The following is a 16,148-nucleotide window of genomic DNA, read 5'->3' on the forward strand; positions in this document are numbered from 1 at the left end:
AAAAACAGCAACCCAGCTTATGCGAAAATTTCATATATTAGCACTGACAGCCTAACTTTCGGCTTAAGCAGCCATTAATACAGGTTTAACTGTATAACCATGCCAAAATATAGGTGTTTGAGAATAGGTGAAAGACAATTGGGCCGTGCCGCGTTTTAAACAATTTATACCAACCAATATAAGAATTTAGTCGACTTAGCGCTTTGGGCAAACGAGTTTAAGGGGAATAACCTCACAATAGTGTTCCCTTGTGAGGTTATTCAACGCAGAAGTAGCCAGCCTAAAACGCGCCAAATTGGCAATTTTTAGCGATTCTGATATGTGTTAACGAGTTTAACCGTCGAACAGCTAGGATCTTCACTCGTTGCAAACCACATGAATGTGGTGAATGTCATTAGCACGACTATAGGGATATTGGACGTAGAATAACGCTGGATCAGTTACCTAGGACCTTGAACCAGAGCCGCTAAACTCTCGCTGAGTGACTCAATGTTGAAACTGATTGGTATTACTTGGCTTGGTATTACTTAGTTTGGTAAGCACAAGATAGACTTTTTATTGGCAGTGAGCGATTGCGTTGAATATTTAGACACAAAAAAAGCGGCGTTCGCCGCTTTTTTCAGTTAGCTGTTGGCACTATAGGCCATGCAAGATTTCATCGCTCAGCTTCAAGTCATCATTACGGTTAACATTGACGCCTGCAGCAATAATATCTTTAGCAATCGCTTGTGCTTCCGCTAGCGAATGCATTTCATAGGTACCACACTGGTACTCATTGAGCTCAGGGATCTCGTTTTGGTTAGCCACTTTAAGCACATCTTTCATCGCAGCTAACCACGACTCAGCCACATCAGCTTCAGCTGGCGTGCCAATCAAGCTCATGTAAAAACCAGTCCGACATCCCATTGGTGATAGGTCGATAATCTCAACGCTATCGCTATTTAAATGATCACGCATAAATCCAGCAAATAAATGCTCTAATGTATGAATTCCACGTTCACTTAAAATGTCTTTGTTTGGCGCGCAAAAACGTAAATCAAAAACAGTAATGGTGTCGCCTTTTGGTGTCGTCATGGTTTTGGCAACACGAACCGCAGGGGCATGCATACGTGTATGATCTACGGTAAAGCTGTCTAATAACGGCATCTCAAATTCTCCATTTTACTCATCGGCAATGAGCATGTTGTCGTGACGATGTATTAACATAGAACGTTATCGGTTCCTTGTCAGCAATTAGCCCCGTCACGAAGATAATTATTTAACCTAACTGATTAACTTCAGGTATTTAGCCGCGACACTTAGGCGACTCAGGAACATTAGACTGTTCCTGCCACTCACCTTGGGTATAAGTGTGCATAGCAAGGGCATGTAAGCCATTTTCAAATTCCAGTGCCAACGCGGTATTCACTTGACGGTGACGACTAATTAGACGCTGGCCATCAAATGCGTCGCTGACGACGATAACTTTGAAGTGAGTTTCAGAGTTAGGTGGTACGTGATGGTTGTCGCTCTCATTGATCACTTCTAAATGACTTGGCGACAGTGCTGCCGTGAGCTTTTCGATAATAAGCTGTTCTACTGACATAGGGCTCTTCTCTTTCAAGCAAAAATGCAATGGCGGCAGATTACTTGCTCACCTAGCAAAGGTCAATGCTCTGTATGTCGATATTGTTAGTTGATGCGCAGTCACCGACTAACCTTCACCATCAAGATTGAAGAAATTTGGCGTTATCTGACGAAAGGTAAAATTAATACGTGCTTCAGTGACTTTCAGACGCTTAGGCAAGGCATGTTCCCAATACTGCTGCATCGGCCAATGCATGATGAGTAAATCCCCTGCAGCTAAGCTAATAACCTGCTTGTATTGAGAGTCTTTGTGACGGATAACAAAATCACGGCTCGCACCTAAGGAAACTGAAGCGATATCACTGTTAGGGGCGAACTCTGGCTCATTATCACTGTGCCAACCCATAGACTGCTCACCATTTGCGTAATGATTGATCAATACGCCGTTGGCGGCTAAAGCAAAATCTTTTTCGAGTTGTTGCCTTAGACGGTTGGCATAATAGGGCCAAGGTTGCGCTTGAATCATCAAGCCGGAAAACGCGGTGTCACAGCCCGCATCAGCAAACCAAACTTGCGAGCGTGGAATCACGTGTTTCTTGCCAAATACCTCCACTTCGGGTCGCGTGTATGGGTAATCTTGTGCTTCACGCAACAGCAAAGCCTGCTGCTTTGGGGTTAAATAACCCTTTTTGATAGTGATCGGCACATCAACAACAGCGGCAGATTGGGCTAGCGATAGCGCTTTGGGCTCACTCAGCGCTAGGCTAGCTTGTGTCGGAACTTTTGCTATATCCTCATCCTTCGCCATGCTCTCTCCTGCTCAACAGTAGTTAATTAATGCTTGCCTAACTTGTGCGAATATACCTGTGGCAACAAATCTGCGATAATCGCCCCACTATTTATGAGCCACAAGCGTTATGACCACTGAATTTTCTGTCGCCGATATTCAATTGACACTACACCGTTACCCCAAACAGCAAGTTTCTAACCTGCAAGCCTGGGATGCTGCCGACGAGTATATTGTTCAACAACTCATTGAACAGCAGCAAGCTAAGGTTGAAACCTTAATTATCAATGATAGTTTTGGCAGCCTAAGTGCGGCATTAAAATACCACGACAATGACTGGCCTGTGACCATTGAGACCGATGCCAAAACCAGCCAGTTAGGCTGCTTAGCTAATTTTGAAGCCAATCAACTCGATAGCACATCTCTGCGTTGGACTCATAGTCGTGACGATGTACCCAGCGACATCCAATTGGTGATAATGAAACTGCCAAAGAACCTTAACTACTTTGGCCACCAACTGAAACGCTTATCACAGGTGCTTCCCGCTGGCACTCCGGTGCTCATTGGCGCAAAGGCTAAGTCCATCAATAAAGCACTCATGACCAGCATCGCGCAGCAATTGGGCGAAGCCAGTGCCAGTTTAGCCTATAAAAAAACCCGTATTATCACCTGCATTGCAGACGGCCAAGCTCGTTCACTGCCTCAGCCGGTAAACTGGCCTGTGCCTGAGCTTGGACTCAAGATAAGCAATTTATCTAACGTATTTGCCGCCAACAAGCTCGATATCGGCGCAAGAATTATGCTCGATAATCTGCCACAAGGTCAGTTTAATACCGTGATCGACTTAGGTTGTGGCAATGGCATATTAGGCTTACGCGCCGCGCAGCTCTATAAAGATGCCGACATTCACTTTGTTGATGATTCTGATATGGCCATTGCATCTGCCAAAGCCAATTGGCAGGCAAATATTGCAGATGCTGAGCCAAATACGACCCGCCGTGGCCACTTTCATTGGGATGACTGCTTGACCCATTTAAATGAACAAGTACGTCCAGATTTAATATTGTGTAATCCGCCGTTTCACCAAGGTGAAGCAATAACCGATCACATTGCTTGGCAGATGTTTAATCAGTCATATCAAGCCTTAGCTGACAATGGCATCTTACATATCGTGGGCAACCGCCACCTCAATTATCATATTAAACTTAAGCGGATTTTTGGTAATTGTCACACCGTGGCGTCAAACGGAAAATTCGTTATATTACAAGCAAAAAAATAGCAAACCTGTTCACGTAACAGACAACTTGCTAATAACAAAAAGTGTTCAAGCAACAAAAGGGGCGTATTGCCCCTTTTGTATAACGGCTTTATTCGATATGCACCAACACCCTATCCACCAGCTTTAAGGCAGAGGTCATTCCCTGCAAGTCTGGGTAAACTGCGCCATCTCTTCCTGAGTGGTGCCCACGCCCAACTCGCTTCATACTGACAAACTCTTCGCGGTTATCTAAGTTGACGATGGCCTCATACACAATAGAAGGCTGCGCACTAAAACCACTGCCGGAATATATCTCATCCTCGGGAAAACGATCGCTTGAGTAATACTCATTAAAGTCGAATGACTGATTCAGCTCCATGCGTAACCGATATTGACCGCTTAGCGGCTGCTCCAAGGCACTACGCAATATAAAGTTACTGCTCATTGTCGCGCCGCTATAGGCATCAGCCACCAGTTTTTTGCCATTCTCTGGAACATATTCACCGCCATTGAGTTCGGCTAACTTATGCAGAAATACAGGCAAAGATTCAGTACGAAAGCGGCTTGATTGACTCTCAGGTTCAACGACAAGGTCAAAGTCATCTTGTAGTTGGTATCCAGGTTGCTCAAACGGGTTCGCCGTAAACACCACTCCCTTATCGCGCTGGGCCACACGATTGGCAAAACGATTTTCTGCCAGCTTGCTGGTGACATAAATAGGCTGAACCAGATCACCCTCGAGGGTTTCTAACCAGATAGCGTATTGTGGCCATTGAAAAGCCGCACCTGCGGTAAATTCAACCGCTAGCTTAGGCGCACTGTCACTAGCTTGTTGGCTACGATCTAACACTAAGTAGCTAACATCAGTACTCTGCGCCGCTAGGTCGCTGCTGCGCATGGTCAAGCCCCATTGGTAAAAAGAGCTAAATGGCGGCAAGCTCATCAAAGTGGCCAAGGTCATTGCGCTAGCCAGAATCACGGTCACTGGCATAGAGTATTTACTGCGGGCTTTGGTGCCCATGTTGCGCACACTGAAGTAGTTTTTAAGCGGTGCCCAGTTATAAAACAGGTGCCAAGCAAGCATTAACAACAAAGCACTGCCCATTACAGTATGCAGCATCGCAATAAGCGTGTTATGACGCTGAGTGAACATCAATAAAGAGGTGAATAGCATCACCACAAGGCAGCAAAATAGAGTGATTCCCACTAAGGCGCGCCAGTTAATCCATTTAGAAAACATATAAAGTCTTTAATCAGTGAATGATGCATCCAGCTTTACAGCGACGGAACACAAACACCTCAAAAACTTTCTAAAACTTTCTAAAATTGTTATTTATCAGATATTAACTAGGCTTTCAGGTATAGCTATTGGCAAAGACTGCTGGGTGATATGGCCTTTAGCAGCATCACGATAATGGCGAGCTTGGCTCAGCTGATCCTGGGCTAAATGCAATTTAGCTAGCATCAGCTTTACACTGCTGGTTCCCATGGGGCAGAGGATCTGTTGATGAAACCGCAGCGCTTTTTGCATCGCCTGCTCTGCGGCATCGAAATGTTGCTGTTGCTGCAACATCAAGCCTTGTAACTCATGAGCATAGGCACTAAAAAGCAGATCATTTACTTGCTCACTGGCGTTTATCGATAACTGCAGCGCATTTAACGCCGCCTCAATCGCGCTCGTTTGCAGCGCACGAGCTTGCCAGTAGTACAGCTGCCCATGGAGACTGTCATCTTTACCCGTGTGACTCAAAGCCAGGTCTATCTGTTTGCGTGCTGCATCATACTGATGCTGCTCGACATACCACTGCGCTGAAAGCAGACGAATACGGGCATTATCTGGCATTAGCGTTGCAATACTGGCTAGCATTTTTTGCGCATCAGCAAACTGCTGTTGCCGATATAATGATAACGCTTCAAATACCAATGCATGACTAAGCTCACTTTGATAGTCGAGCCGTAATGCCGACTGGCCGTCGTCAATATAGGGCTTGATCCGCTGAGCGAGTTGATTGAGGGCATCATCCACCGTTTCACTAAATATGACGCCTTTTTTAATGTCTTGGCGCAGATGCAGCTTATAGGCTAAGTGGTATTGGCGTGTAGTGCCATTGAGCTCAGTTTCTACGACCACATCCGCCCCAGAACGGTTGAACACTGGCGTCATGGGCTGAGTACCAAAGCCCTGAGATAAAGACAAACTGTCACTGAGCCCAAGTACGTAGCTGATATCCATCACCTTGGCACGGTGATTGAGCTTTCCAATCAGTTGCTCCATTGCCCCAAGTGGCACCCAGTTATGGTCCTGTCCGGAAACTTGATTATGCACAGGTAGAATAATCACTGTGCCATCAGTGACCTGCGGCTCGCTGCTCCGCGATTGTTGAAACCAATAGATCGCCGCCACAATGACGCAGGCCATAGCAAAACCATACACGGCCAATTGATTAATACGTTGCGGATGGTTCTTTGCTGTGTGAACTTGATTATCGCGAGGCATAACACTCGGCAGTGGTTCTAACATCACCAGCGGCTTTGGCTCTTTTACCGGGTCGCTTTCTACCGCTTGGGCTGAGGGTATGGCGACCTTGTTTAGCGGTGCTATCCAGGCATAACCCTTACGGGGATGAGTTTGCACCACTTTTATGGTGCCAAATACACGCCGAATTTCACTGATAGTTTGAAATAATACCTGTTCATCACAACAGACATCATCCCAAACCTCGTCCAATAATTGCGACTTACTGCAAACCTGTTGCTGTGATTCGATCAGTGCCAACATTAACGCCAAGGTTTTAGGTCTGACTTCAACCTGTCTATCGCCAAAATCGATCTGCCGTTGTTGGCAATCGATAAAAAAGCCTTCACCTTGATAATGACTGTTCAATGAGCTTTCCCTGCTTTCAAACTCAACTAAGTGATTGAATAGTAAAGTAGCTGACACAAAATTAAAACATCACCGACCACTCACTTTACCCTGCCGCGTTGAGCTCTCGCCAGCCAACCAACAAATAAACCACTGATATTATTTAAAAAACAGCCTATCGTCCTTCATCATGCGGCTGAGTTTGGGGGGCAGAAAACAGTATTTGAAAACGCTGTTTGAAGCTTAAGTTAGGCTGACGGACCTCATAAAACATATCGCGCCATTCAGCAAAGGTCACCACCAGTGGATTAAAACTGTTTACCGGCTTGGTGATGCCATATTCCACGGTCTCTACTTCTGGCTCAAAAGTTCCGAATAAGCGATCCCATATGATCAAAATACCCGCATAGTTTTTATCGATATATTGCGGATTACGGCCATGATGAACACGGTGGTGTGATGGCGTATTTAATACCCATTCGAGTATCCCTAAACTTTTGATGGCTTGGGTATGCACAAAAAACTGCAGCCCCAAATTGAGCAGCACCACAAACACCACCCAGTTGGGGTCAAAGCCGACAATGACTAGCGGTAGCCAAAACAGCCACATACCAGCAAGCGGATACATTAAACTCTGCCTAAAAGCAGTGCTAAAGTTCATATTCTCTGAACTATGATGTGCCACATGCGCAGCCCACATCCAGCGAATTTTATGGCTTGCTCGATGAAACCAGTAATAACAAAAATCTTGCGCAACCATCAATAAGATAAAGGTGGCTACGGTCATTTGAATATCAAACAAGCGCCAATCAAAAAATTGCAGATAGATTGCCGCAATCAACAAGCCGGTTAAAATATCGGTAAGCTGATGCATGCCAGCAAGGACAAAATTACACACCACTTCGGGCAGATGATAACGGGCATTAAGCGGTAATTTATTGCGTTTGTCACCGAAATACCATTCCAGCACAATACAGGCGAAAAATATCGGTGCTAGCACTAAAAGTAACACTTCAGGGTGCTGAATGAGCGCATTAAAATCCATCTTTATCATCCTTAATACTTATTATTGTCTTTATCAATCAGGCTGTTTAAATGTGATAATTACGCCTACCACTTGGCAAAATGATCTTCCGTTAGGCCTAACACGTTACTGATTTGATGCTCGCAGCCTTTGGTGTCTGTGATGGTGCCAGAAAAGGTGCCGATGTATTGCCTAAAGTTACTTTTCAATAGCACCAAGTTAAGTTTCTCTTTGCGGCAATTATGCGGCATAAACTGCAAGTCAACCCTGCCATCGTCGCTAAAGACACGCCAATCGCTATCACGATTATGGCGCTCAAACTCAAAATGAACTGCGCCTAACAGATGCCTTTCACCGTCGACCCAAAATACATTTTCATTACTGCCGGTTTCGTTAACACCAGCGGCCAAATTAAGACCTATGATTTTATCTGCTATTCGGCCATTAATACTGGCCCATCGCCAACTGGTTTCGCGGCGCATAAATCCAGCCGAAAAATCATAGCCTCCTAATGCCTGATTCAATGGTTGCGGCTCATGTTCAATGGTCAAAGTACCGGATACCTTGAGGCCATTATGCTTTTGAGTGTAAGTCCAGCCGCTGTAACCCGTTGGGGTACACACAGCCATAGGTAAACTGAGCGCTAACGGGGTTAACCGCAAGTCAGCCTGAATATGTTTCATATTAAGGGTTAATTGCCAGAGGCCATCTTCAATAACAAAGGCCACCTTGCCACCAGCAATCGATGAGCGGCCACTGTATGGTGAGTCAGTCATGGTGTAGCCCAAACCCAGCGGCCTTAAGAAGTTATGCTCAACTAACTTATTGGCCTTGATGTCATACACATAACAAAAGCTTGATCCAACATAGCGAATATCGGCCAGGGCGACGCCAATCATATAACGCGGTGTCGTAATGGCGATAAACTGAAACTGCTTATAGGCAAAATGTTTAGCTAGGCCAGAACGCGGGGTATCCATTTCAGAAAAGTATTGAAACTTGTCGACAGCTAGTTGCTTGACGATGCCGTCAAAATGGCCAAACTCGGGCTTACCTGAGGTTATCAACTCTTGGGGAGCGCGTTGCGTTTTTATCATGACACTTTCAAACCTAGCCTAGATACATTTCGTTAACAGTTGAACTTTTACTCTAGCGGTTAAACCACCAAGTTTAAAGAAAAAATTCAGCCTATTGCCCAGCAGGAAAACTGCAGCCGCGTCGCTAAGATGCAATCTGACTAAGATTCAGATAATCTAGTTAAAATTCAATTCTGTTAGCCCATGGCCGTGAGCAAAGACCTCGACCTCAATTTACTTAAAGTGCTAAGCATGCTTTTGGAGGTACAAAGTACCAAGAAAGCTGCTGAGCGATTACATCTTAGCCAACCTGCGGTCAGCCGCGCCTTAGGACGTCTGCGTGAACATTTTTCTGATGAGCTATTTATCAGAGAAGCACACGGACTCAAACCCACTTCTAAAGCGCAAGAGCTTGCCGTGCAACTGCCTGCCGCGATGAGCATGCTCAATAATGTTGTTAGCGGTAAGCCTGTGTTTGAACCAAGTCAATATAGTGGCAAATTATCCATTGCTGTTAATGGCTTTATCGCCCAGTGGTTAGCCCCAGCACTCATTGTTAGCATCAACCAACAGGCCCCCAATGTGGAGCTGCATATCCTCAACTGGGAACACAGTTCTAGCGCATTACTTAACGATGGCAAAATTCATCTCGGGATAAACTATTCGCCCTATCATTTATCTAGCCACTTTACCCAGCAAACCATAGGTAGCGATGAGTTTGTATTTATCTGCCGCAAAGACCATCCATTAAAGCAAGACACGATTTTCATAGAAGACTTTAGCCGCTATGACATCGCCTCATTTCTTATCCCAAACTGGAATGAAGATGGTGCCATCGTGGCGCAAATTCTGCGAAGGTATGGCATCGATGCCCGAGTGCCACTGCGCACCAACCAACTAAGTATTCTACTTGAAGCGATCAAGCACTCTGATATGGTCAGTCCCTGCTCGCGCTATACCGCTGAAAAACTCGGCAGTGAATTTAGAACGCTAAAAATCGATCCAAAGCTCACCGTGCCCTACTCTGATATCGCCTCGATTATGGCTCACACTCTCTGCAATCATCCGCTACACATTTGGCTGCATCAACAAGTAATCGACTGCATTGCGCAAATCACATCGGCGCGCACATAACCACAGACTAAACATTACCCAAACAAGCAACGTATTGCTTAGCCGCAGTCAATTGCTAAAATTTAAGCTTAAAACAAGATTGCCAAGATATATTGACCGGCTTTAACCACGGCCCAATTCATAGCAATGTCACTCAAAACCTCAGCGCGCATTATATTGGTCGCTGCACCAATACTCTTCAGTCCTTTATGCCAAGCACAGGAGTCTGCCCATTCGGTTGGTGGCTCGATGGGCTATGGCTTTCATGAATTTGAAACCCAAGACAATATCAATCGCAATTTCAGCGATAGTTTAACCGCGGATATTTACTATCGATATATGCTGAGCGATTACTTCGGTGTTGAAGTTGGGGCAACCACGGGCAGCGGCGGCGCGTTCAGTATTTTGTCTGACATATGGACCGACGTTAAGCGTTTGCAATATCACGGTGTGAGAAGCAACCTTATCACCCAGGTGCCGCTCAACCATCGTCATAGTCTTTACCTGAAAACCGGCCTCACCCAGCAATGGATCAAATACGACATTGAAATTGATGACGTTCGCACCCAAGTTAAAGATACTGATCATGGGTTTTATGGCGCTGTTGGGTGGCAATTTTCTTTCAATAGCGGCATGAAACTCAGCGCCGAATATCAACACGTCCCATTAAACCAACTGACTTTGCGCAGTTACAACGTAGGGGTTAATTGGCCGATTTAGATCAGCGATAGTGCCAGCGAGAGTTCGCTGCTAAGGGCCGCTATTCAGGTTATGGCATGCGGCATCAATTCTGGTATGCTGAGCATCATTAAATTTGCGTCAATTAATTAACATAATGAAATTAAGATTATTTCCACTTTTTGCTATTGCGATATTAGCAGGCTGTGCCAGCTCTCAGCCCACTCATATCGCACTGTCGCCGCAGGCGCCAAATGTTGAAGTACAAACTCAGTCTTCACAACGGCTTGCCATTGAAACTATTGATACCCGCAAAGCGAATTTTGTCGTGCGCATGCATAAAGGTGACGATGCAGCCAAATTGGTCAGCCCAAGTGAAACACCGCGCAAACAAATCGATAGCCTTTTTAGAGACGGGTTTCGTCAAGCCGGTTATGTGATTGATCCCTCCGCCACAGAGCATGTGCAAATCCAACTGGAAAAATTGCTCGCAGACGTGAACGAGAACACTTTTGGTTACGAAGCTAACACTGAGGTGGTGATCAACGTTATCGCTAACAACAGCCGTAATCGCACGCTGACCAAGCGCTATACCGCGAAAAACAATCACAGCGGACCATTTAGCCCTGACTTTGCCAAAATGGAACTTGCGATTAACCAGCTCATAGCAGATCTTAGCCGAGATATACTGCAAGACCCTGAGCTGAATCAGTTTATTCAACCATAATATCCTTTGGACTCAACCGGAATATAGCAAGGAAAAACCTATGACTCGTTGGCTTACCGCTTGTTTATTATTAACCATTAGCACATTAGCTCAAGCTGTCGATATTCAAGAGGATACCCTGTATCCCCAAGTAAAATTAGAAACCAGCATGGGCACTATTATCGTTGAACTTAATCGCACTCGTGCTCCAATCACCGTGGACAACTTTCTCACCTACGTAGTGACCGGCCAATACGACAACACCTTATTTCATCGCATCATCCCAGAGTTTGTTGTGCAAGGTGGTGGGCTCGATTTAAAGAAAGAAGCCCGACCTGAAAATGCCGCTATTGTAAATGAGTCAGGTAATGGCTTATCCAATGGTTTAGGCACCATTGCCATGGCCCGCGACAACAATCCACACTCGGCCACCAGCCAGTTTTACTTTAATGTTGGCGACAATACCAATCTTGATCCATCATCTCGCCGGTGGGGTTATGCGGTATTTGGTGAAGTGATTGAAGGACTCGAAGTGCTCGAAGCAATGTCGATAGTCACCACTGAACACAATAGCAAACTGGATTGGCCTGACTTCCCTGTAGAAGATGTCATTTTGACCAAGGCAACATTGTTAGCAAGATAAGCAATCACTAGTGTTTTTCACTAGGTCATTGAAATCGAACAAATGATAATAGTTCTCAATTGAGAACGGTCATTTTTGTAAACTTTTGAACAAATACTCCAAGTCCGCACTATACTCAAATGGCACTGGCAAGGAGGCGATAAGATGACCCCTAATGAGTTCATCGATAATAAAGCGCCCCAGCTGGCTCAATATGGGAAAGCGTTCTTGAGCGATCAACTCGATTTCAATGAGATCCAGCTATATCTATGGGACACCCTAGAAGAGTGGCAGCAGTTTAACCACCAGGGTGAAGCGCAAACCGATATAGAGCGAGTGTTCTGGCACCTACTACATGCTTTTGACCGTTGGCCAGACTGGATGATCCGTGGTAATCAATTTTTGCGTAAGCAAATCGATGACTGCTGTGATTATCTCAGTATAGGTGGCAACATCCCGTCAGGCTGTGTAGGGATTAGACCAAGCTCTGAGTAAACCGTAAAGACCAAGCCCGGCACCGAGTGCTGGGCTTTTACGTTTTAAATGAATAACTTTTTCTAAGCTATAGTCATTTCTCTGTATCCGTATTAAGCTAGCTTTACGCTACTTTCAGAATCCATCCAATGCCCCAAGCTATTTCATCACGGTTAACTGACTTTAAGTCTGCGCTATCGATATACCTACACCGTCGCGTGTTATCGTTACTACTGTTAGGCTTCTCTGCGGGCTTACCACTCATGTTGGTATTCTCAACCTTGTCATTTTGGCTTAGGGAAGCCGGCGTTGACCGCACCGCGATTGGCTATTTTAGCTGGGTTGCGATGATTTACGGCTTTAAGTGGGCATGGTCTCCACTAGTCGACCGACTCTCTTTACCGATTTTCACCCGCTTACTCGGTAGGCGACGTGGTTGGATGCTGTTTGCTCAATTACTACTGGTATTGGCCATACTTGGTATGAGCCAAAGCGATCCTTTGCAAAACTTGGAAATGATGGCATTTTTTGCCTTACTCGTTGCTTTCGCCTCCGCCACTCAAGATATCGTGATTGATGCATTTAGAATTGAATCAGCATCAGACAAGATGCAGGCCGCTCTCGCCGCGGCGTATCAAGTCGGTTACCGTAGTGCGATGATTATTGCCACCGCAGGTGCGCTCACTATCGCCGCTTGGGTAGAACCCAGCTCAGATGCCTATCATTTAGCTTCTTGGCAAACCGCATATTTAGTCATGGCAGGGTTAATGGGCGTAGGTATAATTACCACCTTAATGAGCGCCGAGCCCACGGTAAAAGTGCAGCATGCCGATGTAGCTGAAGCCAAGTTGAAACAGCAATACCTTGCCCATTACCCACCTAAGGTGGCCGCATTACTTTCGTGGCTCAATACAGCCTGTGTACTGCCGTTTAAAGACTTCTTTAAACGCTATGGTAAGCACGCGATACTGATATTAGTCCTCATCTCTACTTACCGTATCTCTGACATTGTCATGGGAATTATGGCCAATGTATTTTATGTCGATATGGGCTTTTCTAAAACAGAGATAGCCACCTTAAGCAAAGTCTATGGCCTGATTATGACCTTAGTCGGCGCAGGTGCTGGCGGCCTGCTGGTCGCTCGCTACGGTACGATGAAAATTTTGCTGCTTGGTGCATTTTTAGTAGCGACGACCAATTTATTGTTCGCCTATCAAGCAATGATTGGTTATAACGTGCCATTCTTAACCTTAGCCATTTCTGTCGATAACTTCAGTGCCGGAATTGCTACCGCGGCATTTATCGCTTATCTCTCCAGTTTAACCAGTGATGGCTTCAGTGCGACGCAATACGCGCTTTTATCCTCAATTATGTTGTTGTTCCCTAAGTTTGTTGCTGGGTTTTCTGGGGCGGTCATTGACGCCTATGACTATGTTACGTTCTTTATTGGTGCTAGCTTGATTGGTTTTCCTGTCATCGCCTTGGTATGGTTAGTGGATAAATATGTGCCTAAGCCAAACCGAGATACACAGGTAAACCATGACCACAGCAATGAGTCGCAAGCAAGTAATGGCTAAGCTCAATAACGATGCGGCCAATAAACTGCGATAAAGATTATGGCTGAACACTGATGGTCAAATTCGCCAACCAATAATGATTATGGATAATCAGTTTAAATCTTGACGACTAACTTAGGTCAAGCCAACTTAAAAACAACATAAAAATCAAACACTAAAAATAGTGATTTGCTATTTTTGGCGCAGACTCTTTCAAATACCGATTTCGCATTAAGCAACTTGAAGCGAAAATAGAGTGTAGTGATAAGATGAAATTGATCGATGAAGTCACTAGCATTCAACACCGGTTAGTGGTGTTAGAAAAAATCATCACCGATAAGGGCTATGAGGTTAACGAAGAGATTAGCAAGCTTAAAGAGTAACTTGTAAAACAAAGGGCTACCAAATTGGTAGCCCTTAAATTATTAGTATTTAGCAATATGAATCAATCGCGAAAATTATTAAACTGAAATGGTTGTCCCAAATCTGACTCTCGGGCAATACCCATGACGCGTTGTAAATCATCACGCTTTTTACCCGTCACACGGATAGAATCACCTTGAATCGCCGCTTGCACTTTTAGCTTGCTGTCTTTAATCAGCTTGACCAACTTCTTTGCAACCAAGCTTTCAATACCTTCTTTGAAGGTCACTTTAATTGAAAATGTCTTGCCGCTATGCACGGCTTTATCAGCCACATCCATAGAAGCGGGATCAACGTTACGTTTACTAAGCTGATTGCGTAGCATGTCTACCATCTGTTGACACTGAAAATCAGACTCTGATGACAAGCTTACTTGATGGTCTTTGTAGACAATGTCAGTCTCAACGCCGCGAAAGTCAAAACGGCTATCCAGTTCACGCTTAGTATTATCTACCGCGTTTCTCAATTCCACTTCATTGACTTCAGATACAATATCCATTGATGGCATAACATTACCCTTATTTTAACCCAATCATAATTGCGACTATTTTACCTGCGCGAATGGCGATGGGCAATCAACATTCAGACCTGAGCCAACAACAATTATGGGTGACATTAGCCGCCCATTTACCTATGATTGAGTAAATGAAAATAATCATAGTTAACAGTGAAGTCTCAGCAGAAATATTTCAAAATCGCCTTTCTTTTCGCCGTAGTTGTGATCAGCTATTTGGTGTTCTCAAAGCCTAACTATCCACAGCTGTTTAGCAATATGGATAAAGTCGGCCATTTTGGAAGTTTTTTTGGCCTGGCATTTTTGACCCACTTCGCCTTCAAGTTAAAATGGCTTACCTTAGTGACAGTGTTAGCCGGCTATGCGGCCTTGATTGAGTTAGTGCAATCTCGACTGCCTTACCGTAGTGCCTCCTTTGCCGATTTTGTTGCTGATATGATGGGTGTGGCAGCCTTCATGCTATGTTACTGGCTCGCTAGCCGTTATATCCGAGCGGGTAAAATTCGCTCGGGCGATCAAGAAAAGTGAGCACAGTCATGTTTACCCCCAAGACCGACATTGCCATTTTAGGCGCTGGCGCAATTGGCCAATCATTCGCTTATCAGCTGCGCAGTAATGACTCTACCCCGCTACTGATTAACAGAGGCAACACTCAGCAAAACCATCAGCAAACGCTTACCTTCAAGCAAGGGCAAAGCAGCACGCCTTACCTATGCCCACTTGCCAGCGTAAGCCAAATAACAGCGCAGCAAGTCTCATTAGCACACGTTAAGCTGCTCATCGTTACAGTTAAAGCCTACCAAGTCGTCGATGCATTGCGACCACTGATAGCGATGCTGCCGCCTCAATGTCATATTTTGCTAATGCACAATGGTTTAGGTCCCCATGAAGTCGTTGAATCACAACTGCAAGGCCGCGGGCTTAGTCTAGGTACCACGTCCCAAGGCGCTTTATTGCATAATCAATGGCAAGTAGAGAAAACTGGCGATGGCAAGACGCAAATCGGTCACTATGTCGGACCGCTAATGCCAAATGCGATAAAGTCACGATTACTGTCTATAGCAAACAGCCAATGGTGCGAGCCTATATTGCCTTTTTTGTGGCAAAAGCTGGCTGTGAATGTGGCAATCAACCCGCTTAGCGCGATTAATTTGTGTTGCAATGGCGAGTTAATCGATGAGAAATACAGAAGTACCATCAATAAGTTAACTGAAGAGGTCATCACGGTGGCCGCAGCAGATGGGATTGAACTTGAGCTTACTCACCTACTAGAGCGCATTTATGCGGTGATTGACTTAACCGCTAACAACCGCTCATCCATGTTGCAAGATATTAGCTTTGAACGTATCACTGAAATTGATGCGATTAACGGCTATGTCGCCGCCAAAGCCAAACACTATGGTTTAAATGCCAATGAAAATGACACTATGGTAGCTCGTATTCGCTCACTGCAAAATGGCTATAAGCAAGCTTCGAAATAAACCAGCA

Annotated in this window: 17 protein-coding genes; 9 read left to right on the plus strand and 8 right to left on the minus strand. The window is 45.1% G+C overall.

Annotation, left to right across the window (positions count from 1 at the left end):
- Window positions 1-636: 636 nt before the first annotated feature.
- The 3 genes from luxS to FLM48_RS15715 all read right to left on the minus strand — a co-directional run bounded on the left by luxS (window position 637) and on the right by FLM48_RS15715 (window position 2,374).
- Complete coding sequence (luxS, locus tag FLM48_RS15705) at window positions 637-1,146, minus strand: S-ribosylhomocysteine lyase (RefSeq protein ID WP_028775205.1); 510 nt, start codon at window positions 1,144-1,146, stop codon at window positions 637-639.
- A 139-nt stretch (window positions 1,147-1,285) separates the two neighbouring features.
- A complete protein-coding gene (locus FLM48_RS15710; protein ID WP_179025275.1) occupies window positions 1,286-1,585 on the minus strand; it encodes a BolA family transcriptional regulator in 300 nt (99 codons plus the stop codon).
- A 108-nt stretch (window positions 1,586-1,693) separates the two neighbouring features.
- Window positions 1,694-2,374, minus strand: coding sequence for an alpha-ketoglutarate-dependent dioxygenase AlkB (locus tag FLM48_RS15715; RefSeq protein WP_179025276.1), 681 nt, complete (start codon window positions 2,372-2,374; stop codon window positions 1,694-1,696).
- Window positions 2,375-2,483: 109 nt separating this feature from the next.
- Between FLM48_RS15715 and FLM48_RS15720 the strand changes: the two genes are divergently transcribed.
- Window positions 2,484-3,632 (plus strand): methyltransferase, encoded by a 1,149-nt coding sequence (locus FLM48_RS15720; RefSeq protein WP_179025277.1) that lies wholly within the window; start codon window positions 2,484-2,486, stop codon window positions 3,630-3,632.
- Window positions 3,633-3,720: 88 nt separating this feature from the next.
- Here the strand turns inward: FLM48_RS15720 and FLM48_RS15725 are convergent, their stop codons facing one another.
- From FLM48_RS15725 to FLM48_RS15740, 4 genes are all read right to left on the minus strand, one after another.
- Window positions 3,721-4,851 (minus strand): DUF4405 domain-containing protein, encoded by a 1,131-nt coding sequence (locus FLM48_RS15725; RefSeq protein ID WP_028775209.1) that lies wholly within the window; start codon window positions 4,849-4,851, stop codon window positions 3,721-3,723.
- Window positions 4,852-4,947: 96 nt separating this feature from the next.
- Window positions 4,948-6,495 (minus strand): winged helix-turn-helix domain-containing protein, encoded by a 1,548-nt coding sequence (locus tag FLM48_RS15730; RefSeq protein ID WP_179025278.1) that lies wholly within the window; start codon window positions 6,493-6,495, stop codon window positions 4,948-4,950.
- A 154-nt stretch (window positions 6,496-6,649) separates the two neighbouring features.
- Window positions 6,650-7,519, minus strand: a complete 870-nt coding sequence (locus FLM48_RS15735) for a sterol desaturase family protein (protein ID WP_179025279.1) — start codon at window positions 7,517-7,519, stop codon at window positions 6,650-6,652.
- Window positions 7,520-7,584: 65 nt separating this feature from the next.
- The gene (locus FLM48_RS15740; RefSeq protein WP_179025280.1) at window positions 7,585-8,595 is read right to left on the minus strand and encodes a DUF2804 domain-containing protein; all 1,011 of its coding nucleotides are present in this window, start codon (window positions 8,593-8,595) and stop codon (window positions 7,585-7,587) included.
- Between the two features lie 183 nt (window positions 8,596-8,778).
- Between FLM48_RS15740 and FLM48_RS15745 the strand changes: the two genes are divergently transcribed.
- From FLM48_RS15745 to FLM48_RS15770, 6 genes are all read left to right on the plus strand, one after another.
- The gene (locus tag FLM48_RS15745; RefSeq protein WP_256870950.1) at window positions 8,779-9,708 is read left to right on the plus strand and encodes a LysR family transcriptional regulator; all 930 of its coding nucleotides are present in this window, start codon (window positions 8,779-8,781) and stop codon (window positions 9,706-9,708) included.
- Window positions 9,709-9,834: 126 nt separating this feature from the next.
- Window positions 9,835-10,407 (plus strand): porin family protein, encoded by a 573-nt coding sequence (locus tag FLM48_RS15750; protein WP_179025282.1) that lies wholly within the window; start codon window positions 9,835-9,837, stop codon window positions 10,405-10,407.
- 115 nt (window positions 10,408-10,522) lie between these two features.
- Entirely contained in the window at window positions 10,523-11,092 is a 570-nt protein-coding gene (locus tag FLM48_RS15755; protein WP_028775214.1) for a YajG family lipoprotein, read from the plus strand.
- A gap of 40 nt (window positions 11,093-11,132) precedes the next feature.
- Window positions 11,133-11,714, plus strand: coding sequence for a peptidylprolyl isomerase (locus tag FLM48_RS15760; RefSeq protein ID WP_179025283.1), 582 nt, complete (start codon window positions 11,133-11,135; stop codon window positions 11,712-11,714).
- A 144-nt stretch (window positions 11,715-11,858) separates the two neighbouring features.
- Complete coding sequence (locus tag FLM48_RS15765) at window positions 11,859-12,188, plus strand: hypothetical protein (protein WP_028775216.1); 330 nt, start codon at window positions 11,859-11,861, stop codon at window positions 12,186-12,188.
- Window positions 12,189-12,316: 128 nt separating this feature from the next.
- Entirely contained in the window at window positions 12,317-13,744 is a 1,428-nt protein-coding gene (locus tag FLM48_RS15770) for an MFS transporter (RefSeq protein WP_179025284.1), read from the plus strand.
- Window positions 13,745-14,168: 424 nt separating this feature from the next.
- Here the strand turns inward: FLM48_RS15770 and FLM48_RS15775 are convergent, their stop codons facing one another.
- Entirely contained in the window at window positions 14,169-14,654 is a 486-nt protein-coding gene (locus tag FLM48_RS15775; RefSeq protein WP_179025285.1) for a YajQ family cyclic di-GMP-binding protein, read from the minus strand.
- A 159-nt stretch (window positions 14,655-14,813) separates the two neighbouring features.
- On the opposite strand from FLM48_RS15775, the gene FLM48_RS15780 reads away from it, so the two are divergent.
- Window positions 14,814-15,188 carry a VanZ family protein gene (locus FLM48_RS15780; RefSeq protein WP_028775220.1) on the plus strand — a complete coding sequence of 125 codons (375 nt, stop codon included), beginning with the start codon at window positions 14,814-14,816 and terminating at the stop codon, window positions 15,186-15,188.
- A gap of 8 nt (window positions 15,189-15,196) precedes the next feature.
- A complete protein-coding gene (locus tag FLM48_RS15785; RefSeq protein WP_179025286.1) occupies window positions 15,197-16,141 on the plus strand; it encodes a ketopantoate reductase family protein in 945 nt (314 codons plus the stop codon).
- The last annotated feature ends 7 nt before the right edge of the window (window positions 16,142-16,148 follow it).

The sequence above is a fragment of the Shewanella sp. Scap07 genome (genome assembly GCF_013394145.1).
GTDB lineage: Bacteria > Pseudomonadota > Gammaproteobacteria > Enterobacterales > Shewanellaceae > Shewanella > Shewanella waksmanii.